Consider the following 20435-nt stretch of genomic DNA (forward strand, 5'->3'; position numbering starts at 1 on the left):
GCGGGTCTATTTGATCTGGTATCCTGCGCTAAAGCAAACAAGGCGTAGCATCTCTTACCCCCAGCTGCGCCTTGGCCGCCCATCTCCCCCAGGATGGGCGGTACCATGTAGGAGGCTCTCTGCGTGCCATCCCTATGATCTCGGACAACGCCGGCTAGGCGCTTGCCCTAACGACAAGTGAGCCTAGGAAAAGACGGTCGCGGTCTTGCCTGTCAGGGTGAGCAAGAACCTCAACCAGATAGTCAGCCATTTCGGACAACGGTTGCCTGTAGGTCGTTAGGCGGTAGTTTGGGTTATCTGCCTGCGGCACGTCATCGAAGCCTGTGATGGCTATGTCTCCAGGTACGGATAGACCGAGCGCGTAACGGACCGCATCGGCCGCCCCCATCGCAAGCGCATCATTCTCGCAAACTAATACGTCCGGCAGGTCACCCCGCGGGCAATTCTCCAACGCGTCGGCCACAACCTTGCCTGCCAAAGCCGGGTCATATGTGCTGACCGTGGCCAACCCCGGCTCGCTGCCTACATGTGCGAGCCAGTAGGAGAAGAAGGTCTCCTTTCTCAGAAGGTGGGCGGAGTAATTCTGGGGGCCGGCTACAAAGAGCGGTCGCCTGTATCCTTTCGCATGAATGTACTCGGCCAAATCGGTCATCGCCCTGACGTCGTCCACAGCAATGGAAATTGTGTTGGGACGCTCTGAGGTTCTGGCAAAAATGATGAGCTCGCGGAACTTGCGAGCGTGAGCGGCCGCCTCGAGCACCTCATCATCGAACTGAAGGCCGATCAGGATCACGGCATCGACACGTCTCTGGCTCGCGTTTAGCAGCGCATGACTGGCATCATTGCGATCAAGTGTGTTGACCAGCAACGTGTCCCAGCCGCCGCGTCTCAAGGCTCGTGTAAGACATTCCATCATCACCAGTTTGTGCGGGTTGGCGAAGTCGTCGATCAGTAGTGCGACCAGATTGGAACGATCGGAGGCAAGACTGACAGCCCTAAGGTCGGGCACATAGCCGAGCCGTTCGGCCGCAGCCATGACCTTTTCAAGGCTCTTGCGGGAAATCGATGCGTCCTTGCGGAAGGCTCTGTTGACCGTCCACCTGGAAACGCCTGCTGCCTCTGCCACGTCGTCAGCCGTCACATTGGCAATCACGAGATTTTTTCCGTCTGTCATCATCTCCCCGGCACCTGAATATGCATTGGTCATCATTGATCATGCGTTCCATCTCCAGTCCAATCAGAAGTTTGCTCTCGCGAGCAAATAATCGTTGCTCGCGCGAGCAAAATAAAGCATGGTCCCTGTCGAAACGGGTCCGGTCGTAGGGGAGAAATACAGTGCTCAGAATTGGATTGCTTGGTGCGGGCCGTATTGGGCGGGTTCATGCAACAAACATCGCAGCTCATCCGCAGAGCCGCCTTGTAGCGGTTTCCGACATCAACCTCGAGGCCGCTGAGAGCTTGGCATCGTCGTACAGCGCTGAGGTCGCCGACGTTGATGCCGTTATCAGCAATCCAGCCATTGATGCCGTATTGATCGCAACCTCGACAGACACCCATTCAAACTTGATCGAGAAAGCGGCGAAGGCGGGCAAGGCAGTCCTTTGCGAGAAGCCTGTCGACCTTTCGCTGGAGCGGGCCAAGGCATGTCTTGCGACTGCCTCGCTCGAGGGAACGCCGATCATGATTGGGTTCAATCGGCGCTTCGATCCCAACTTTTCCGGCATCAAGACAGCGTTGGCAGAAGGGGAGATCGGCAAGGCCGAGCTTCTGTCGATCACGTCCTTCGATCCCTCGCCGCCGCCTGTGAGCTACATAAAGGTCTCTGGCGGTCTCTTCCGCGACATGATGATCCACGACTTCGACATGGCGAATTTCATTATGGGAGATTTGCCGACCACCGTCCATGCCGTCGGTAGCTCAATAGTCGATCCGGACATCGGCGCGGCTGGCGATGTCGATACTGCGGTTGTTACGCTGACTTATGCCGACGGACGCATCGCGGTGATCAAGAACAGCCGTCGCGCTGTCTATGGCTATGATCAGAGGGTTGAACTGCTCGGTTCGACCGGCCTGCTCTCGGCAGGCAATGTGCTCGAACACACGATTACGAAGTCGACCGTATCAGGTGTGACAAGCGCGAAGCCAGAGTTCTTCTTCCTCGAACGCTACATGCGGGCTTACGCGGCTGAATGGGCCGCCTTCGTATGCGCGGTTCTCGCTGGCGCCCCTGTTCCGGTCACACTTCAGGATGGCGTGGCGGCATTGGCACTGGCCGAGGCTGCAGCGGATTCGCTCGGCTCAGGGCAGCCATCATCGGTTTTGATTTAACGGGTTCGAAGTCCACAGGCCTTCGAAATGGCTAGCCGCAGCGCCTGGAGGATGGTGCGCTGACGGCATTCGGTTCCGGCTCTGCGAGCCGGAGAATGGGCGTATGGAGTTGCGCCCGCAATCAACGTAACTGGGAGGTTATCATGAAAAAATTACTCGCATCGGTGGCAGTCGCTGCAGTTGTGGCAATGGCGGCCCCTGCATTCGCTACAGATATCATCGTCGTGGCGCATGGACAGGCCAATGACCCGTTCTGGTCGGTGGTGAAGAACGGCGTCGAGAAGGCAGCAAAAGATACGGGCGCAAACGTCGAGTTCCGTTCTCCGGAAACGGTCGACATGGTTCAGATGAGCCAGATGATCGATGCTGCTGTCAACCAAGAGCCGGATGGCCTTGTGGTTTCCATTCCCGACGGTGATGCATTGGGGCCAGCAATCCAACGCGCGGTCGCTGCCGGCATTCCCGTCATCTCGATGAACTCCGGCTCGGACGTCGCTCACAAATTGGGCGCACTTCTGCATGTCGGCCAGTCCGAGTTCGATGCCGGCAAGGCAGCGGGTGCCAAGCTTGCCGAAATGGGTGGCACCAAAGGGATCTGCGTGAACCAGGAAGTCGGCAACGTCGCTCTCGACCTCCGCTGCCAGGGCTTTGCGGAAGGATTCGGAAAGGCTGTGACGGTCGTGCCGACGCAGAACGATCCGGCGGAAGTCGAAGCCAAGGTTCGGGCGGCACTCGAATCTGATCCGAGCGTGGACACCGTTCTCGGTCTTGGCGCCTCCCTGGTCGGCGAGCCGGCTGTCAAGGCAGCGCAAGCCCTCGGTCGAGACAAAGTTCTGATAGCGAGCTTCGATCTGTCCGCCGGTTTCCTGAAGGATGTTGCCGACGGCAAGGCGGCTTTTGCGATCGACCAGCAGCAGTTCCTGCAGGGTTATCTTCCCGTCGCGTTCCTCGCCTTGAAGGCCCAGTACGGGCTGGTTCCGGGCGGTGATGTTCCTTCCGGTCCCAACCTGGTCACCAAGGAGAGTGCTGCAAACGTCATCGAGCTTTCGTCTCAGGGCATTCGCTGAGTGAGGCTGACCGGGCGGTCCGCCAGGCGGCCCGGTCAACAATTGAAGGAGGAAAGCGATGTCGAGCGACGTGCTGACGCAAAAAGACGAGCGGATCAAAACCGTATCTTTCACGACCAGGTTGATGAAGCGACCGGAACTGGGGGCGATTGGGGGCCTTGTCCTCGTGACACTCTTCTTCTTGGCAACGGCCGACCGAACCATGTTCACGCTCTCGGGCATCATGAACTTCATGACCCCGGCAGCACAACTCGGAATCCTTGGCATCGCTGCCGCCATGCTCATGATCGGCGGGGAGTTCGATCTGTCGATCGGGTCGATGGTGGCATTTACGGGCATGCTTTTCGGCGCATTTACCGTAAACATCGGCATGCCACTGATCCTTGCAATTCCGCTCACCTTGCTGTTTGCAGCAATGCTCGGTGCAGCAAATGGGCTGATCGTGATCAGAACTGGGCTTCCTTCGTTCATCGTTACACTGGCCGGGCTGTTCATCCTCCGAGGGGCAACTCTAGTGGGGTTGAAACTCCTGACAGGTGGCGCAACGCAACTCCGCGGCATCCGCGAGGCGGTCGGCGAAGACTTTCTGGCACCGATCTTCTCCGGTGATGCGTTCGAGTTCCTTTTGAACTGGCTTGCGGAAACGGGATGGGTTGACAGCTTCAAGTCGGGGCTGCCCAAGGTACCAGGTATCCCGGTCGAGATCATCTGGTTCATCCTTTTTGCCCTGGTGGCAACCTATGTTCTGCTGCGGACCCCGATCGGCAACTGGATCTTTGCGACCGGCGGCGACGCAAATGCTGCTCAAAACTCAGGCGTTCCTGTGCGGAAGGTCAAGGTCGCGCTCTTTATCCTTACCGCTGTTGCTGCAGCACTCGTTGCCATCATCACCGTCATGGACGCGGGATCGACTGACGCACGGCGCGGGTTCATGAAAGAATTCGAGGCCATCATCACGGCCGTCATCGGTGGATGCCTGCTGACAGGTGGATATGGATCAGCAATCGGCGCCTTCTTCGGTGCCATCATCTTTGGCATGGTCACCATCGGGCTCACCTACACGAAATTCGATCAGGACTGGTTTCAAATCTTCCTTGGCGGGATGCTCCTGCTGGCTGTCATCTTCAACAACGTAATCCGCAAACGCGTGACCGGGGAGCGCTGAGATGACCGCACCGATCATCCGCATGGAAAACATCAAGAAGCACTATGGCAACGTGATTGCGCTGAACGGCGTGACATTCGATGTCCGTCCTGGCGAGTGCCACTGCCTCCTCGGCGACAACGGAGCCGGCAAGTCCACCTTCATCAAGACGATGTCCGGCGTCCACCAGCCGACCGAGGGCTCCATCACCTTTGACGGGCGTCCTTTGTCCTTCAACAGCCCGCGTGACGCAATGGAAGCCGGGATCGCCACCGTGTTTCAGGATCTCGCCATGATCCCGCTCATGTCGGTTACGCGCAACTTCTTCATGGGGCGCGAACCGACAAGAGGCCGCGGGCTGTTCAAGAGATTCGACATCGAGAAGGCCAACGAGATCACCATGGTCGAAATGCGCAAGATGGGCATCAACCTGCGTGGCCCCGACCAGGCGGTAGGCACCCTGTCTGGCGGGGAGCGTCAGACCGTGGCCATCGCCCGTGCAGTTTACTTCGGTGCGAAAGTGCTGATCCTCGATGAACCGACCTCGGCACTTGGTGTTCGCCAGACGGCAAATGTCCTGGCGACCATTAAGAGGGTACGTGCACATGGGATTGGTGTCGTTTTCATCTCTCATAATGTCCGCCATGCCATGGCGGTCGGTGATCGCTTCACGGTTCTGAACCGGGGCCAGACGCTTGGAACCGCCACGCGTGGTGAGATCGATGCTGCCCAATTGCAGGACCTCATGGCCGGCGGTCAGGAAATGGCGGAGCTCGAAGGCTCCTTGGGTGGAACGATCTAAGCTGTCGGAGGAGAGAAACAAATGTTTGGGTTTCCGAATCGTCCGCTCGGTGTCGCACTCATCGGAACGGGCTTTATGGGCAAGTGCCACGCCCTAGCATGGCGCAACGTTGCTGCAGTCTTCGGCGGCCCGCATCATCGACTGGAAGTCCTGTCGGATGTCACTCAGGAACGTGCGGACACCTCTGCACAACAGTTCGGCTTTGCGCGCGCCACGGCCCATTGGGAAGAGGCGATCACAGATCCGGCCGTCGATGTGGTCTCGATCACCGCGCCCAACGGTCTGCACCGCCCGATGGCAGAGGCAGCGCTACTGGCGGGCAAGCATGTCTGGTTGGAAAAGCCGATGGCGCTCACGTTGGCCGATGCCGAGGCCATGGCGGCGCTCGCCGCCGACAATGGGGGGCTGGTGACGATGCTGGGCTACAACTACCTGCGCAGCCCGGCCTTCCAAGCCGCGCGCAAGTTGATCGGCGATGGAGAGATCGGCAGGCCGCTCGCATTTCGCGGCGTCTATGACGAGGACTATTCTGCAGACCCCGATATTCCGTGGTCCTGGCGTATGACGCATGAAGACGGTGGGCTCGGCGCCTTGGGAGATCTTGGTTGCCATCTGGTTAGCCAGATGACGGATCTTATGGGACCTGTGACCGAGCTGGTCGCCCAGACCCAGATCGCAGTCCCTTATCGACCTTCCACAAGTGGTCCGAAGGCGGTTGAGAACGAGGATAGTGCGATGGCACTCCTGCGGTTTGCCTCTGGCGCGCATGGATCCTTCGCCACGTCTCGCGTTGCTCGAGGCCGAAAGTGCAGGCTGCAATGGGAGGTCCATGGCAGCGAAGGCACGATTTTCTTCGATCAGGAGAACATGAACGAGCTTTGGATCCACCGGGTCGGAGATGCCGGCTTCGTCTGTCACCGCACGGGGCCCGAACAACCAGATTTTGCAGCCTTCTGTCCCGCACCCGGGCACAATTTCGGCTTCAATGAGCAGAAGGTCATTGAAGCTCGGGATCTCCTTCTGGCGATTGCCGGTGCACCCAACAGGGGGCCGGATTTCGGGCGCGGGTTAGAGATAGAACGCGTCATCCATGCGATGGCGACCTCGAATGGTGCCCGGGTTATGCTGTGATCGGCGATCTGACCAGTCGCCGACGATTACCCGGGACCTGCCCACATCTGTCTACATCGAATTGAACAGGAAAACTGTAATGGAACAGCCCTTCGTCCTCGCTGCCTGCGCTGAAATGATATGGCGTGATCGCCCGATCGAGTGGCGTGCTGCGCGTCTAGCCGAGATGGGCTTCGAGGTGGGTCTATGGAATTGGCCGGATCACGATCTACACGCTTTAGAACGATCAGGCGCCACCTTTTCGATCATGAATGGCTATCTGACAGGAAGACTGGCCGATGACGAGGGTGCGGATGAATTGCTGCGATCGGCACGAGAGACGGTCCAGGTCGGCAAACGCCTCGGCGTTGCGAGGCTTAACCTGCATGGGACGGGACTGGGACCCGGTGGCCTGCCTGTGCGCCCCGCGGAGATTGTAACCGGAGCCATGTGGCTGAAGGCGAGCGACACGCTCTGCCGCATTGCGGACCTGGCTGAGGAAGAGGGCGTCGTCTTTACACTGGAAAATCTCAATCTTCCGGTCGACCATCCGGGCACCCCATTCGGTCGGGCCGCCGACACCCTGGCCTTGGTTTCTTCAGTCAATCACCCACGCCTGAGGCTCAATCTGGACCTTTACCACGTTCAGATCGGGGAAGGTAATCTCATCGAGACTTGCCGCGCCTGCTTGCCATGGATTGGCGAGGTGCAAGTTGCCGACGTGCCAGGACGCTGTGAGCCTGGAACAGGAGAGATCAACTACAATGTGATAGCCTTGGCACTTTACGATATGGGATATCGTGGACCCGTCGGTATGGAAGCTTTCGCCAAGGGAGAAACGGAGGCGGCCCTCGAGGCGTTCCGGGCCGCGTTTTCTATCTAATGAATGGTGCAATGGTGCGAGGCTATCGCGTGACTCGGTAATTGGATCGCGCGGTGGTTCTTCGGGCTGAACTACCGGCTGAGCTAGACATTGAGCGGCTGCGAACCGGCAACGGAATTTAAGCCTCCGGCTCTATTCGGACGCTTGAATGCGCTAAATTCTTGATTTGTCGAGTTTCTCGGCCGCTGCCAATACCAAGTAGGTAGCGGGTTCTGGGTTCGAGTCCGCTCAAGGCGGAGACGAGGACGCTCGGCCCAGATGCAACATGTTCTGAGTGTCCGAGCCGAGCATCTCATTCGATCTTACGCAGCTTCCCAAACCTGATTGAGGATCTTGGCGGCCAGTGCGGCCTTGTCTTGCGGAAGGAAGCGGCCGTAGTGCTGCTGCACGACATCGGGCGTATCTTGAATGGCATAGCTCGCCTGCTCGTAGGATCCGGTCTGCTTCAGAATATGCGTCGCAAGAATGTCCCGCAGGTTATGCGGTCCATGCGGCAGGAGGCCCTTGATCGCACCCCGTCCGGTATAGGGATTATAGATGCCGTAACGTTGGATGACAGTCCGCCAAGCCTCGTAGAATGTGGTCGAATTGTAAGCAGCATCAATACTGGTCGTCTTCACCGTCTTGACGAATAGCGTTTGGGGATCTTTCGCACCGCCAAGCAGAACTCCACGATGCCTGTGGATGTAAGCGTCGAGGTATTTGTAGAGATCGAGAAGGTCGGGCAAAATCAACCGGAACGGCTTCTGTCCGAAGAAAGAAGAGCCAGAGTTTTTGAACGCGACCGATGGGATAAGGACCTCCCACCCATGATCGCGGTCGTTCCAGCGCAGCTCACCGCACTTCATATCCTCCAGCCGGCGTTCTGACGTCGGATAGTGTCCACGGGGGCAGACACGAAGTTGGCGAAGGTTCTTCTGTCTGAGCCCAAGGTGCAGGCCCAGCCGAAGCAATAGGAATGATCTAACGGCTTCGGCGGCCGGTCGTGGATATCTCTTCTCATCCGGCATGTGTCTCACGATCTCGTCCGTGATCTTACGGTATTCCGCCAGCGGGCTGTCCGCTTCAAGTACACACATGATCGGTTCAAATGGATCGCGATGCACGCGCATCACTCGCTGGATCTCCTTGGAACGGTTAGCGGCATGTCGGTGAAACGCATCACAGGCGCCATGCCAATCGCGAGCCGCAAAATCGATTTCTTCCTGCTCAATCAAGCCCGCAATGGGCCTGACATTCCGAAGCAGCTCCGGATGCTGCCGGATCCAACCGACTTCCGCGCGAGATAGGGCTTGGGCGACCATCAGCATGTCTTCTTCCCACTTGGTGTAGAAGCCACGTCGCTGTTCCCGCCACTGCAGATACCAGTCCCAAACGCCAGGGAAGACGAGAAGGCCGAAGCTTAACTGGCTGACTGGCACACCGAAACCCTTCACGACACCGTTTGGCGAGGCAGCAAGCGCACCAAACATCAAGCCGAGGTGCTCAATCTTCTGGGAGGCCGTTTCTTCACCCCAGACGCCGTTCCGTTGGAACCCAATCGCCGTCAGCGTCGAAGTCTTGAAGCGGATGAGATCAGCCATTTCCATGGCAAGTCTCGGCGGTGCGTCGACAATGCCGGAGAGCAGATCAGGGTCATCAAGTTCTGTGGCAACGTTTTGATTGGTGCCGGCCGCCGATGCCAATGACCGAGAGGAAAGAAAACTGCTGCCATAGGTGAGGCCGGGAAATCGGATGGCATATCGCTGCTTGCTGGCCGCCGCCTGATAGCGGCGATATTCCGTAGAGCCGGAAATGATCACCCGGCGCACCCAATCGAGGATCTCCTCGCGCTTGGTAAAGGGCAGGCTGTTGAAGTCTTCGGGCAGGTGCAGTGAAATCCGTCGGCGCTCAGCTGGGCTGATGTCACCGAGATCGTGACCATACAGCGAGCGTGCCTGATGCGGCAGTTTCTCTTTGAAATATCCCTCTGAAAGTCGATAGCGTCGCTCGATGCGGCGGAGGATGTTGAAACTGGCAACAGATCGGGGCACGCGCTCTCCGTGGATCCAGGATAGCAGCGTCTTGTTGTCGAAGGTCTCATTCAGATGAACAACGGCGCGGTAAAGCTGCCAATAGGTGTCGCCGAACCGACGCATATGGTAGACCAATGCGTCCTGAAAGCTCGCCGGATCTTCTGTCGCTTCAAATAGTGCTTCTGGGAAAGGGCTTATCGGTTTTGGTGCTGGGCCGGGCGATGTTGACGCAGACCGGACAAAGGTGCCATCTATCGCCGCGCGTTGTGGCTGTCGGGCGGAGCGTGCGGAAGCTGCCTTCTTGGCGGGCGTCATTTTACCCGTGCTAACTGTCGGCTTTGGTGGTCGTCGTTCTTCGGTAGCTGGTGGTGCGCCGAGCCAGCGGACGATTGCATCCAAGCCTGGCCGGACCTGCTTTTTGAGTTCTGCCGTTAACTCGGCTTCAATCCCACAGGCCTGACCGATCATCTTCCAGTCGATATGGCCATTCAGAAGCGGGGGCGATTTGCGGTAGATGATCAAACTGGCCAGATAGGGCCGTATATTTTCGAACACCCGCCTGGATGCGACTGGAGCGATACGAAGCTCGCAGAATTCCGAAATTTTTCGCTGAAAATGTCGTGATGAAAGGTCGTGTTTGGTCATGCTTATTCCTTTTCGCTCGGCACCAGTGCCGAGGGCGAGCGGAAATAGGGGGCGCCCATTAACAAAATATGTTTAGGGCAAGAGGTTAGCTGTCGATCGCTGCTTCTTGAATGGAGAGCTGCAGATTGTGGTGCTGAGCAATAGACGGGCTTGCAATAGCTCATTTTCAGCAATAATTATGAGCTATAGAGAAGGATTCTATAACTCATGAAATGGAACTGGCAAAACACTGACTGGCCAAACTTCAGATACGACACCGCAAGCCTGATATCGTTGGAGCAGAAATTCTTGCAGTCCGCCGGCGAGGTTATCGGTGCTGTTCGACATTTCAACGATGACGACAGCAACCAACTTCGCATTGAGTTGCTGAGCGACGAAGCGGTCAAGACCTCAGAGATTGAGGGGGAATTTCTGGACCGCGTGAGTGTCCAGTCATCACTCCGCCGGCAGTTCGGGCTAAACACTGATGATAGACAGATCCGCCCCCAAGAGCGGGGGATCGCCGAGATGATGGCGGATGTCTATCGAAGTTGGCATAGGCCGCTGTGTCATGAGGGACTGTTCCACTGGCATTCAATGCTGATGGCCGGAAACCGATATATTGAAACGGTTGGTGCTTACCGCACGCATGAAGACGCCATGCAGATTGTATCGGGTCGATTGGACAAACCCACTATCCACTTCGAGGCTCCCCCATCTCGCCAGGTTGCAGCTGAGATGGAGACCTTCAGCACATGGTTCAATCAATCCGGGCCAGATGGTCAAACGTCGCTTCAAGCTTTGACGCGCGCCGCAGTAGGACACCTTTACTTCGAAAGCATACATCCATTTGAGGATGGCAACGGCCGAATTGGACGCGCGCTCGCCGAGAAATCCCTAGCGCAAAACATAGGGCAGCCAAGCCTCATTTCACTCGCCTTCACAATCGAGAAGCGCCGGAAGGCCTATTACTCAGAGCTTGAGCGGCACCAGCGCACACTTGATATCACCGACTGGGTCATTTTCTTTTCAGAAACTATCCTGGATGCTCAACAGGCGACGCTTGAGCGCGTAGATTTCTTCATCCAAAAAGCAAAGTTCTATGATCGTTTTCGGGACAAGCTGAACGAGCGGCAAGAAAAGGTAGTCGCGCGCATCTTCAAGGAAGGCACAGCCGGCTTCAAGGGAGGTCTAAGTGCCGAAAACTATATCTCGATCACAGATATATCCCGCGCTACAGCAACACGCGACCTTCAGCAACTCGTGGAGATCGGTGCACTGACGCGTACGGGTGAACGTCGGCATACTCGGTACTCACTGTCATTGCAGAAATAATTCGCTACCACTCCAATGAACACCACCAAAGTCATTATCTAGGCGAACGGCTGTTCGAGTCTTTCAAGGTGTGTCACTGCCATTTCACTGTTAAATGTCGTCGCAATCCGCGCGCGAAGTTGTCACCATCATCGCTAGGCAGGTTCAGTTTTGTCATAAGAAATGACGTGGGCTTACTCCGAACTGTTGCCGAAATCGGGATGAGAAATGTGCCTGGCTGACGAAGCCGCAACGATAGCCGATTTCGCCCATATTGACCGGGTGTTTCATGGCGCGGGCTTGCTGCAGCATCCGGCAGGCCTCGACCAGCCGCATCTCCATCAGCACATCGCCAAAGGTTGTGCCGTACTGATGGAAGACACGATGGAGATATCGGGTCGATATCCGGTGGGCCGCGGCCACCTTGGTCGGGTTGAGACCCGGGTCGCGAAAGTTCTGACGCGTGTGCGACATAAGCCGGTCGTACATGACCGCGACCAATGATTGACGATCGCTTGTCGTTACATCGTCTTCGGAATGCGTCTCCATCATCAGACAGACCAGATCGATCAAGGTCTGCTCGAGCTTGACGCTGTCGCCTCCGCCATTGAACCGGAGCAACTGTGCACCCAGTTGCGCGACGACAGGCACAAGGAACGGGTTGGCAAAGCTCAGGGTGCCGCACATATCGTCGATGGAACTCATCCTCGATCGTAGGGTATCGCAAGATATCTTGAGGGTGACGTTCTCGGACTGGTCGGGAACATCGATCCTGTAACCTTCCGCCGAATTCAGAAGAAAGACCCCTCCGGGGTGCACCACACCCGCCCGGCCATTTTGCTCGAAAGCCATTTTCTGGCGTGTCGGAAAAAGGAAGACGAAATTCTCCGACTTGTCGTGGCGCGCCGCTGATTTATGTCGAATTACTTTTTGTGCGTCTGCTCTAAAATGTGACAGGCCGAGGGAAGGAAATTGTACTTCGTACAGTTCGCCGCGGACTTTGTCGGCGGACACGGGAATAATATCCAGGGCATAATACACGGTAGACATGTATTCCTGCCAAGCATTGAGCTTATTTGCCCCGTTGAGTTGTTCCGTATTGTAGTGATGGATATCCGGCATGATCGTCACCCCGCCTAAAACCCCTGAATGCGTGTAGTTTGTCATAAATCAGACGCAAGTAGTATGCCGTAATCCTTGAGGTAGCGGGCTTCGGCCATCAGTGTTCGCTCTCACGATAAAATACAGTCCTTCTCAGGCAATACGCAGCAGCCTATCCCGCGATAGCGTTCCCTTCACTGCACGAATGCAGCGTTGGCTCCAAGCCGGACCAACGATCGAAAATCGGGGGACTATCTTCATGCATAAGGACATTTCGCGGCGCACCGTGCTGAAGACTTTGTCGGCGGGCGTTGCTGCCTCTAGCTTGCCGTCACCGTTTGTCCGTCGCAGCTTTGCGGCAGACCCCATCCTGCTTGGCCTCCCGGTCTCGCAGACGGCCATGGCCGGTGTGGCCGACCATCAGGATTATCTGAACGGAACGACACTTGCGTTTGAGGAGATCAATGCAGCCGGTGGAGTTCTCGGGCGTCAAATAAAGCCCGTCATCGTTGATTTCGACGTTCTTTCGCCTGAAAGTGGGCGTGTTGCGATCAACAAACTGGTCGACGCCAAGGTGCATGCAATGTCCACGGCTTTCACCTTTACACCTATTCCGCTGGCGGATGCTTCCGCCAGCTACAAGGCACCGCTGCTCTGGGGCCTGACGCAGCGCGCAATGACCGATGCACTCGTCAAGAACCCGGAGAAATACCGCCACATCTTCCAAACGGACCCATCCGAAGTCCATTATGGCTACACATTCCCGATGTTTCTGCAGACCATGCAGGACAAGGGTGTCTGGAAGCCGAGGAACAACGGCGTCCACATCGTCCAGGAACAGATCGCCTACAACCAGACGATCTCCAAGTGTCTTCAGGAAGCTCTGCCGAAGAGCAAATTCGAACTCGCTGGCATCACCGACATTCAGTATCCCGTGCAGGACTGGGGACCGGTCATTCAGGACATCAAGAAAATTGGCGCTGGTGCCGTGATGATCGATCACTGGGTCGCGGCGGAATACGCAGCCTTTGTCAAACAGTATCAGGCCGATCCGCTGGAAGGCACGCTCGTCTACCTGCAATACGGTCCATCGCAGCCCGAATTTCTTGAGTTGTCAGGCCCTGCGGCAGAAGGATTCGTCTGGAGCACGGTGCTGGGCGTCTATGCCGACGAGAAGGGCAAGGCGTTCCGCGCAAAGTACCAGAAGCGGTTCCCCGGCATCATGGGCCTCTGCTACACGGGTAACGGCTACGACACGACCTATTACCTCAAGGCGGCCTGGGAAGCAGTCGGCGATCCCTCGAAGTTCGAGGCGGTTGCCGACTGGATCCGCACTAACCCCTATCGCGGCGTCTGCGGCTATATGAGCATGGGCAACGCCTTCCAGGAATGCGCGCATTATCCTGACAACGGCTATGACGTTACGGCGACGGAACTGGACAAGGGCATGGCCCAGCTGTTCTTCCAGGTGCAGGACGGCCAGCACAAGATCATCTATCCCGACGCGCTGCAGGAAACCCAACTGCGCGCCGCACCTTGGTGGTGATCAGGGGTGGTAAGCATGGTCTCGAATGAGCCTCAGGGCGCGCTTTTCTTGTGCGAAAACATTACACTCGAACTCGGTGGACGCCATATCCTGAATGGCGTCTCCCTCCATGTGCATCCCGCAGAAGTTCTCGGGATAATCGGCCCGAACGGGGCGGGTAAGACCAGCCTGTTCGAGGTCCTCTCAGGGCGAATGCAGCCAAAATCTGGGCGAGTGATCTTCGATGGCAGGGATGTTACGTCCCTGCCATTGCAGAAACGCGCGAGGTTGGGCCTTGGGCGAACATTCCAAACCCCCGTCGTTCCAGAGGAATTGACGGTCGCTGAAGTGTTCAAGGCGGCCAGGCAAGCCTTCGTACCATATCTGACGCCGGATGATGCCGAATGGGGCGCCGAACTGGTCGGCTTCCATGAGCCCGGAAACACGAAGGCCGAACGCCTCGACACCCTCAACCGACGTAAGCTGCTGATGGCCTGCCTGCTGATGCGGCGGCCGAAACTGCTGCTGATGGACGAACCTGCGGCGGGACTGATCAATTCCGAGATCGACGAGTTGGATGAGATCATGCGGGTTCTGGCCAAAGAACTGGGCATCGCCATCATCATCGTCGAACATCGCATCGAGCTGCTCGAAACGATTGCCGACCGGGTGATGGTGATGGATGCGGGCGATGTGATCTCGCAGGGCTCGCTGGCGGAGGTGCTCGCCGATCCAAGAGTCAACGAAGCCTATTTCGAGACTGTGCAAGACGAGGTCGCAGCATGATGAAGCCCAATACGGCATCACCTTCAGCCCATCGGGAAATCCTCAATGTCGGCGGGCTTTCAGCTGGATGGGGTCCGATGCGGGTCATCCACGATCTCGACCTCAAGGTTTATTCCGGCGAGCGCGTCGGGCTGGTGGGGCTGAACGGCCATGGCAAATCGACGCTGTTTCAGGCAATCGCAGGTCTGACTGGCTGGCAGCGCGGCTCAATACTGCTCGATGGTCACGAAGTAGGGCGAACCCGAAGTCAAGGGCCAGGACGCTATACGCACCATATCGTGCGGCGCGGGCTGGCGCTAATCCCGCAGGGCGACGAAATCTTCCACGGGCTGACCGTCGAGGAGCATCTGGATAGCGGTGCTTTCACCTCACGTGCGTGGTCGGAGCGCAAGAAGCGCAAGCAAGGAATTCTGCAGATATTTCCGCCGCTGGAAAAACTCATGGCAACGCCGGTCGGACGGCTCTCGGGAGGCGAACGCCGCATGGTTTCGATCGGTCGCGGCCTGATGGCGGATGCAATCCTTTTTCTTGTCGACGAGCCGTCGCTCGGCTTGGCACCGAAGATCGGCAAGTCGGTGATCGAGGCGCTGATGGCGGTCGAACTTGGCGATAGCGCAATGGTGATTGCTGAGCAGAACGTGGCGTTACTCGAAGGCAAGGTCGATCGGATCATCGGCATGCATGCCGGAAAACTCAAGGGCGAGGCATCGGTCATGAAAAGTCTTAACCGACATGGAGCGCATTGATGGATTTAGGTTTCATCGTTTCCAACGCTCTGACGCTCGCCTGCATCTACGGCACCATCGCTATCGGCATATCGCTGACCTGGTCGAGCCTCGGCCTCGTCAATATGGCCTACGGCTTCATCTTTGCCTTTTCTGGATATGGTGCCTGGCTTGCAAGCGTTTATCTCTCTCCATTTCCGCCGCTTGTGATGGCGGTTGGTATTATTACAGGTGCCATCGGCGGTGTCTTAGTTTGCCTGGTTGCGTTCATTCCTGTCCATGACAAACCGAACTTTCCGATCCGCGCCCTGATAGCGACCCTCGCGATCAGCCTTGCCGGCAATCAGGTCCTGCTCTGGATGTTTGGTCCGCGGGCCAAATCGTTGCCGCAATTGTTTGGACGTGGGAAGGTTGAAATCTTCGGCGTAGTTCTGACTGCCGATAAGATTGGCGCATCCCTGTCCGCTATCGTTCTTCTGTCGCTGATCCTTCTTTGGATGCGCTCGAGCCGTCGAGGGCTGGAAATTCGCGCTATGATGATGAACCCGCATGCCGCCGCTATCGTTGGCATTGGCGTGCGCCGCACAGCGATTTCCGTCATGGCATTGACGGGGGCGCTTGCCGGTCTTGCGGCCGTACTGTTGGCGCAGACCTATTATGTGGCTCCGTTCAGCGGCATCACTCCGATGGTCAAGGGCTTGAGTATCGCGCTTGTTGGTGGGCTCGGCAGTGTGCCCGGCGGTGTAATCGGTGCTGTTCTGCTGGGTTTCAACGAGGCGCTGACATCGTCGCTGCTCGGCGGCCAATATGTTCTCATCACCCAGTTCCTGCTGATCATCGTCATTCTTCTGTTCAGGCCGCGCGGCATCGCCGGGATCCTCGACAAGGCACGGGAGGCCTGAACCATGACCGACATAACGAGCAATCAACCACCCGTCTGGATCGATCCACTTGGATGTTTCGATCCGGAGAAGGAAACACGCCAGGTCGAGACCAATTCCTGGGCGTCCCACCAGTCGACCTGGATTGAGACGACCTCCTTCAAGCCCAAGATGCACAAAGTCGGTCGGTTCAATTTCTTCTATAAATGGCCGGGCCATGGCGCACGCCTCTGGCATCGCTCCCGATACTGGCCGACACGCCGACGCATGCTCAATATTTCCGGCGGCTATAATGCAAAGACCATGCGCCGCGAGAAGACTATTCTCGACAAGCGGCCGATCTGGTGGTCGATGGCTTTCGTGCTGTTTCTTCTGATGCCTTTCCTGGTGCCTGCTGGCTCCTGGAACACGGTTATGACGGCCATGTCGGTGATGGGCATCTATGGGGCTATCAATCTCTGCTGGATGCTGGTCATCGGAACAGCCGGCATCTTTTCGCTTGCCACCTATGCCGTGGTCGGGGCGGCGGCCTATGGCTCCGCCTATGCAGCGATCCAACTGGGACTACCCTTCTGGACGTTGCCGCTGATGGGCACGGTGATTGGTCTCGCCTTCGGTGCCGTCATCGCCTTTCCCGCCATGCGGCTGGATGGCTTCTATTATGCGCTGCTGACCTTGGGTGTTGTCGAACTCTGCCGTGTCTATGTGGTGCAGTCGCGGCAACTGGGCTCGGCGACAGGCGGGCTCTATGGCGCGCCAAGCTATCTGCCGCACAGCTTCGGGCAGCAAGGCCAGCTCCTCCTCGGCTACTATGCCTGTCTGGCGCTCCTGCTTGCTGCCTTGTTCGTCTACCGCTTTGTCAACGGCAAGCGGCTTGGCCGGGTCTTGCGTATGGCACCCGAAAAGAAAGAGGCGTTTGCGCAAGCTGTAGGTGTCGATTACCTGCGCGCCCGCGTCTGGGTGTTCCTGATTTCTTCCGCGGCGCTCGGCTTCATAGGCGGCTTTTACGCCATCCATTTCGGCGGCGCTTCCCCCAATCTGTTTTCGTTCGACACCCTGCTTCTCTCGCTCGCCATGCTGGTCATCGGTGGCATTGGACGCTCGGAAGGCGCGGTTGTCGGAACCATCATCGTCGTCTTCATCGACCGGGTACTGATAGATCTCGGTCCGCTGCGCTTCATGCTGATCGGTTCCATCATGCTGATGGTGGTCCTGTTTCTGCGCGGCGGCCTGTTCGGCATCAAGGACCAGTTTCGAACATGGCGCGCCAAGAAACGCAGTGAACGCCGCGCAACGCGCGCGGAGAAAGGTGGGGAAATGCTCCCCGAGGAAGCCACCGAAATCCACGACAAGGACCAGATCTACTTCCGCCGCTTCGACAAGATGCAGCGCGATTTTCTCAAGCGCCTGATCTCCGATGCCGTGATTGAGGAACACCGGACACGTCCGCTCGGTCAGCATTCGGAAGCACTGGAGCGGCTGCTCAACTATTTCCGGCGACAGGGGCAGATCGACAAATACGCGATCATGGTGATTGAGGAGTTCAAGGCCTACCGCATCGTAGCACTTGCCGGTCATCGCGGCACGGCTCCACGGCTTGTCGAGGACCAGACCTATGCGACGCCGGACGAAGCCTATCACGCGCTGTTCCTACGCCGTGTGCAGGACCTGCTCGAAACCTGAACCGACAACAGATGACGTTATGACGCAGAATTTTTGAATGGAGTGCCGGTCCATGGCCGAACAGAAAATCTTTGGTTACGCAGACAAGATCTCGGTACGGCCGGGCGATGAAATCGGCTTCTTCGTGCATGCCGACGGCACAACCAGCGTCGAGGCGCAGCTCGTCCGCCTGATCCACGGGGACATCCATCCGGCTGGCCCCGGCTACAAGGAAGAGGAGATCGCAAGCACGAAGAATGGCAGCTGGACCGTGCGCAAGCAGTTCACCCAGGTCGGCTCTTTCCTCACCGTTGATGATCCGGCGGGACATCTGGCGCCAAACGGCAGCTTCACGCTCGCAACCTTCGTCTATCCGAACAAGCCGGGCGAGGGCGAGCGCCAGTGCCTCATGGGGCGCTGGGACGCCTATAACAACCGCGGTTACGGGCTGTGGATCAATCCGGCTGGGCTGCTGGAGTTTGGCTATGGTGACGGCAAAGAGGTTGATTATATCGATGCCGAAGTGCCTCTGATGAAGAGCCAGTGGTATTTTGTCGCCGCGACCTACGATGCTTCGACCGGACATGCGACGCTCTATCAGGAGAGCGCTGGAACGCGATACAACAGCCTGATCGGTAAGGTGGCGGGCATCGATTTCCGCTCCCATGTGCGCGAAACGTTGCGGTTCAAGCCGCTCAATCCGCTGGAAGTGCCATTTTTGCTGGCGGCGGCGCAGGATTGGCATGCCTTGCGCGGAACCTTCAAAACGCAATGCTACAATGGCAAACTCGACCGCCCCGCTGTATTCGATCGTGTCCTGTCACGCGAAGAACTGGATGCTTTCCGTGCATCTGGAAAGCCTCCGGTCAACGGATGTCTCGCCGCCTGGGATACCTCACTGGGCTATACAGATACGGGGATCGGCGACCGGGTCATCGATACTGGGCCCCATTCGCTGCATGCCGACGGTTATAACCGGCCTGTTCGCGGACAGACCGGCTTCAACTGGGCAGGGCGCAACGATTGCTACCGGCTGGCACCTGCTGAATATGGCGGCATCGAATTTCATGACGACGCTATCATCGATTGTCGGTGGGAAAAGACGACGTCTTTCACTGTGCCGGATGTCCGCTCCGGAGCCTATGCGTTCCGCCTACGTGTCGGTGATGGTAAAGGTCTTCGCGAGGAATACATTCCCTTTTTCGTGCGCGCCAAGACACCGAAAGCGCCTATCTGCTTCCTGATCCCAACCAGCAGCTATCTCGCCTATGCCAACGAGCATCTGACCTTCGATGCGGAGATCATGCAGCCGCTGGCTGGTCAATCGCCGATCATCTCGGAGATCGATATTGAGCTGTATCAGACGAAGGAATTCGGCCTGTCGCTTTACGACCACCATGGCGACGGCACAGGGGTTTGTTACTCCTCCTACCTCAGACCGATCCTCAACATGCGGCCGAAGGCGCGTATGTCATCGATGGGGGTCACATGGCAGTTCCCGGCCGATCTTTCCGTCATCGCCTGGCTCGACCACATGGGCTACGATTACGAGGTTATCACCGATGAAGACGTTCAGCGCGAGGGCGTCGCGGCACTGAAACCCTACCAGATCCTCCTGACGGGCACGCACCCGGAATATGTTTCCGAAGAACTGATGGACGCAACGGAAGACTATGCAGCCGACGGCGGTCGTCTGATCTATCTCGGCGGGAACGGCTACTACTGGAATGTCTCCTACAGGCAGGACGAGCCGTGGTGCGTGGAAGTGCGCAAGCTCAATTCCGGCATGCGGGCATGGCAGGCCCGACCGGGTGAATATTATCTCGCGACGTCAGGGCAGAAGAGCGGCATCTGGAAGGATCTCGGCCGGCCACCCCAGAAAGTGCTTGGCGTCGGTTTTATCTCCGAAGGCTTCGATTCCGCGCGACCCTACCGCCGTATGCCGGATAGCTGGCACCGCCGGGCCGACTGGATGTTCGAAGGCATAGAAGGCGAAATCCTCGGCGATTTCGGGCTGGCGCATCATGGCGCGGCCGGCCTCGAAATCGACCGGTATGATCTCACGCTCGGTACGCCACCCCACGCCCTGATCGTTGCATCGTCTGGCGGTCATAGCGACAATTACCAGACGGTGGTCGAGCAGGTTCTCTATCCCTATCCTGGCCTGATGGGATCCTACGATTATCGCATTCGCGCCGACATGGTGTATTTTACGACGCCCGAAAATGGAGCCGTGTTTTCCACCGGATCCATCGCCTTCAGCCAGTCACTTCCTTACAATAATTTCGACAACAATATTTCCAAACTGCTTGGAAATGTCCTCACGACATTTTCCAAAACCGGAAAACTGCCGGGGTCGAACTGGACGTTGGAGGAGAAGCAATGGCGCTGAGTAAACCCACTCTCGCACAGAAAATGCGCCATCTGAGATGTTGCAAGGGCCCGGACGCGTCGCTGTCTCGGGCGAC

Annotated in this window: 16 protein-coding genes; 13 read left to right on the forward strand and 3 right to left on the reverse strand. The window is 57.5% G+C overall.

Annotated elements, in window-relative coordinates:
- Positions 1 to 154 precede the first annotated feature (154 nt).
- On the reverse strand, positions 155 to 1210 hold the full coding sequence (locus tag AC4CWH_RS19995) for a LacI family DNA-binding transcriptional regulator (protein WP_491322051.1): 1056 nt from the start codon (positions 1208 to 1210) through the stop codon (positions 155 to 157).
- Positions 1211 to 1335: 125 nt separating this feature from the next.
- On the opposite strand from AC4CWH_RS19995, the gene iolG reads away from it, so the two are divergent.
- The 6 genes from iolG (at position 1336) to AC4CWH_RS20025 (ending at position 7334) form a co-directional block, all read left to right on the forward strand.
- Positions 1336 to 2328 (forward strand): inositol 2-dehydrogenase, encoded by a 993-nt coding sequence (iolG, locus tag AC4CWH_RS20000; RefSeq protein ID WP_491322052.1) that lies wholly within the window; start codon positions 1336 to 1338, stop codon positions 2326 to 2328.
- Positions 2329 to 2471: 143 nt separating this feature from the next.
- Entirely contained in the window at positions 2472 to 3395 is a 924-nt protein-coding gene (locus AC4CWH_RS20005) for a sugar ABC transporter substrate-binding protein (RefSeq protein ID WP_491322298.1), read from the forward strand.
- A 58-nt stretch (positions 3396 to 3453) separates the two neighbouring features.
- Positions 3454 to 4560 carry an ABC transporter permease gene (locus AC4CWH_RS20010; protein ID WP_491287096.1) on the forward strand — a complete coding sequence of 369 codons (1107 nt, stop codon included), beginning with the start codon at positions 3454 to 3456 and terminating at the stop codon, positions 4558 to 4560.
- A 1-nt stretch (position 4561) separates the two neighbouring features.
- On the forward strand, positions 4562 to 5341 hold the full coding sequence (locus tag AC4CWH_RS20015) for an ATP-binding cassette domain-containing protein (RefSeq protein WP_491322053.1): 780 nt from the start codon (positions 4562 to 4564) through the stop codon (positions 5339 to 5341).
- Positions 5342 to 5362: 21 nt separating this feature from the next.
- On the forward strand, positions 5363 to 6472 hold the full coding sequence (locus AC4CWH_RS20020) for a Gfo/Idh/MocA family protein (protein WP_491322054.1): 1110 nt from the start codon (positions 5363 to 5365) through the stop codon (positions 6470 to 6472).
- 79 nt (positions 6473 to 6551) lie between these two features.
- The gene (locus tag AC4CWH_RS20025) at positions 6552 to 7334 is read left to right on the forward strand and encodes a TIM barrel protein (RefSeq protein ID WP_491322055.1); all 783 of its coding nucleotides are present in this window, start codon (positions 6552 to 6554) and stop codon (positions 7332 to 7334) included.
- A 302-nt stretch (positions 7335 to 7636) separates the two neighbouring features.
- Here the strand turns inward: AC4CWH_RS20025 and AC4CWH_RS20030 are convergent, their stop codons facing one another.
- Entirely contained in the window at positions 7637 to 9994 is a 2358-nt protein-coding gene (locus AC4CWH_RS20030) for a hypothetical protein (RefSeq protein ID WP_491322056.1), read from the reverse strand.
- Between the two features lie 207 nt (positions 9995 to 10201).
- On the opposite strand from AC4CWH_RS20030, the gene AC4CWH_RS20035 reads away from it, so the two are divergent.
- Positions 10202 to 11308 (forward strand): Fic family protein, encoded by a 1107-nt coding sequence (locus tag AC4CWH_RS20035; RefSeq protein ID WP_491322057.1) that lies wholly within the window; start codon positions 10202 to 10204, stop codon positions 11306 to 11308.
- Positions 11309 to 11461: 153 nt separating this feature from the next.
- Here AC4CWH_RS20035 and AC4CWH_RS20040 read toward each other — a convergent pair whose 3' ends face one another.
- Positions 11462 to 12409 carry an AraC family transcriptional regulator gene (locus tag AC4CWH_RS20040; RefSeq protein ID WP_491322058.1) on the reverse strand — a complete coding sequence of 316 codons (948 nt, stop codon included), beginning with the start codon at positions 12407 to 12409 and terminating at the stop codon, positions 11462 to 11464.
- Positions 12410 to 12647: 238 nt separating this feature from the next.
- On the opposite strand from AC4CWH_RS20040, the gene AC4CWH_RS20045 reads away from it, so the two are divergent.
- From AC4CWH_RS20045 to AC4CWH_RS20070, 6 genes are read left to right on the forward strand one after another with little or no spacing between them, the layout of a single operon-like run.
- Positions 12648 to 13934 carry an ABC transporter substrate-binding protein gene (locus AC4CWH_RS20045; RefSeq protein WP_491322059.1) on the forward strand — a complete coding sequence of 429 codons (1287 nt, stop codon included), beginning with the start codon at positions 12648 to 12650 and terminating at the stop codon, positions 13932 to 13934.
- A 15-nt stretch (positions 13935 to 13949) separates the two neighbouring features.
- The gene (locus AC4CWH_RS20050; protein ID WP_491322060.1) at positions 13950 to 14699 is read left to right on the forward strand and encodes an ABC transporter ATP-binding protein; all 750 of its coding nucleotides are present in this window, start codon (positions 13950 to 13952) and stop codon (positions 14697 to 14699) included.
- The gene (locus tag AC4CWH_RS20055) at positions 14696 to 15445 is read left to right on the forward strand and encodes an ABC transporter ATP-binding protein (RefSeq protein WP_491322061.1); all 750 of its coding nucleotides are present in this window, start codon (positions 14696 to 14698) and stop codon (positions 15443 to 15445) included. Before AC4CWH_RS20050 ends, AC4CWH_RS20055 begins: the two co-directional genes overlap by 4 nt.
- Positions 15445 to 16326 (forward strand): branched-chain amino acid ABC transporter permease, encoded by an 882-nt coding sequence (locus AC4CWH_RS20060; protein WP_491322062.1) that lies wholly within the window; start codon positions 15445 to 15447, stop codon positions 16324 to 16326. The genes AC4CWH_RS20055 and AC4CWH_RS20060 overlap by 1 nt, the downstream gene beginning before the upstream one ends.
- A 3-nt stretch (positions 16327 to 16329) precedes the next feature.
- Positions 16330 to 17988 carry a branched-chain amino acid ABC transporter permease gene (locus AC4CWH_RS20065; protein WP_491322063.1) on the forward strand — a complete coding sequence of 553 codons (1659 nt, stop codon included), beginning with the start codon at positions 16330 to 16332 and terminating at the stop codon, positions 17986 to 17988.
- Positions 17989 to 18040: 52 nt separating this feature from the next.
- Entirely contained in the window at positions 18041 to 20359 is a 2319-nt protein-coding gene (locus tag AC4CWH_RS20070; RefSeq protein ID WP_491322064.1) for a N,N-dimethylformamidase beta subunit family domain-containing protein, read from the forward strand.
- Positions 20360 to 20435 lie beyond the last annotated feature (76 nt).

It is taken from the genome of Neorhizobium sp. PAMB6716 (assembly GCF_058242805.1).

Excerpts from the sequence above, each read along its gene's own strand:
- AC4CWH_RS19995 (WP_491322051.1), bottom strand. The coding sequence starts at position 1,210 with ATGATGACCAATGCATATTCAGGTGCCGGGGAGATGATGACAGACGGA.
- AC4CWH_RS20005 (WP_491322298.1), top strand. The coding sequence starts at position 2,472 with ATGAAAAAATTACTCGCATCGGTGGCAGTCGCTGCAGTTGTGGCAATG.
- AC4CWH_RS20010 (WP_491287096.1), top strand. The coding sequence starts at position 3,454 with ATGTCGAGCGACGTGCTGACGCAAAAAGACGAGCGGATCAAAACCGTA.
- AC4CWH_RS20015 (WP_491322053.1), top strand. The coding sequence starts at position 4,562 with ATGACCGCACCGATCATCCGCATGGAAAACATCAAGAAGCACTATGGC.
- AC4CWH_RS20020 (WP_491322054.1), top strand. The coding sequence starts at position 5,363 with ATGTTTGGGTTTCCGAATCGTCCGCTCGGTGTCGCACTCATCGGAACG.
- AC4CWH_RS20025 (WP_491322055.1), top strand. The coding sequence starts at position 6,552 with ATGGAACAGCCCTTCGTCCTCGCTGCCTGCGCTGAAATGATATGGCGT.
- AC4CWH_RS20030 (WP_491322056.1), bottom strand. The coding sequence starts at position 9,994 with ATGACCAAACACGACCTTTCATCACGACATTTTCAGCGAAAAATTTCG.
- AC4CWH_RS20035 (WP_491322057.1), top strand. The coding sequence starts at position 10,202 with ATGAAATGGAACTGGCAAAACACTGACTGGCCAAACTTCAGATACGAC.
- AC4CWH_RS20040 (WP_491322058.1), bottom strand. The coding sequence starts at position 12,409 with ATGCCGGATATCCATCACTACAATACGGAACAACTCAACGGGGCAAAT.
- AC4CWH_RS20045 (WP_491322059.1), top strand. The coding sequence starts at position 12,648 with ATGCATAAGGACATTTCGCGGCGCACCGTGCTGAAGACTTTGTCGGCG.
- AC4CWH_RS20050 (WP_491322060.1), top strand. The coding sequence starts at position 13,950 with ATGGTCTCGAATGAGCCTCAGGGCGCGCTTTTCTTGTGCGAAAACATT.
- AC4CWH_RS20055 (WP_491322061.1), top strand. The coding sequence starts at position 14,696 with ATGATGAAGCCCAATACGGCATCACCTTCAGCCCATCGGGAAATCCTC.
- AC4CWH_RS20060 (WP_491322062.1), top strand. The coding sequence starts at position 15,445 with ATGGATTTAGGTTTCATCGTTTCCAACGCTCTGACGCTCGCCTGCATC.
- AC4CWH_RS20065 (WP_491322063.1), top strand. The coding sequence starts at position 16,330 with ATGACCGACATAACGAGCAATCAACCACCCGTCTGGATCGATCCACTT.
- AC4CWH_RS20070 (WP_491322064.1), top strand. The coding sequence starts at position 18,041 with ATGGCCGAACAGAAAATCTTTGGTTACGCAGACAAGATCTCGGTACGG.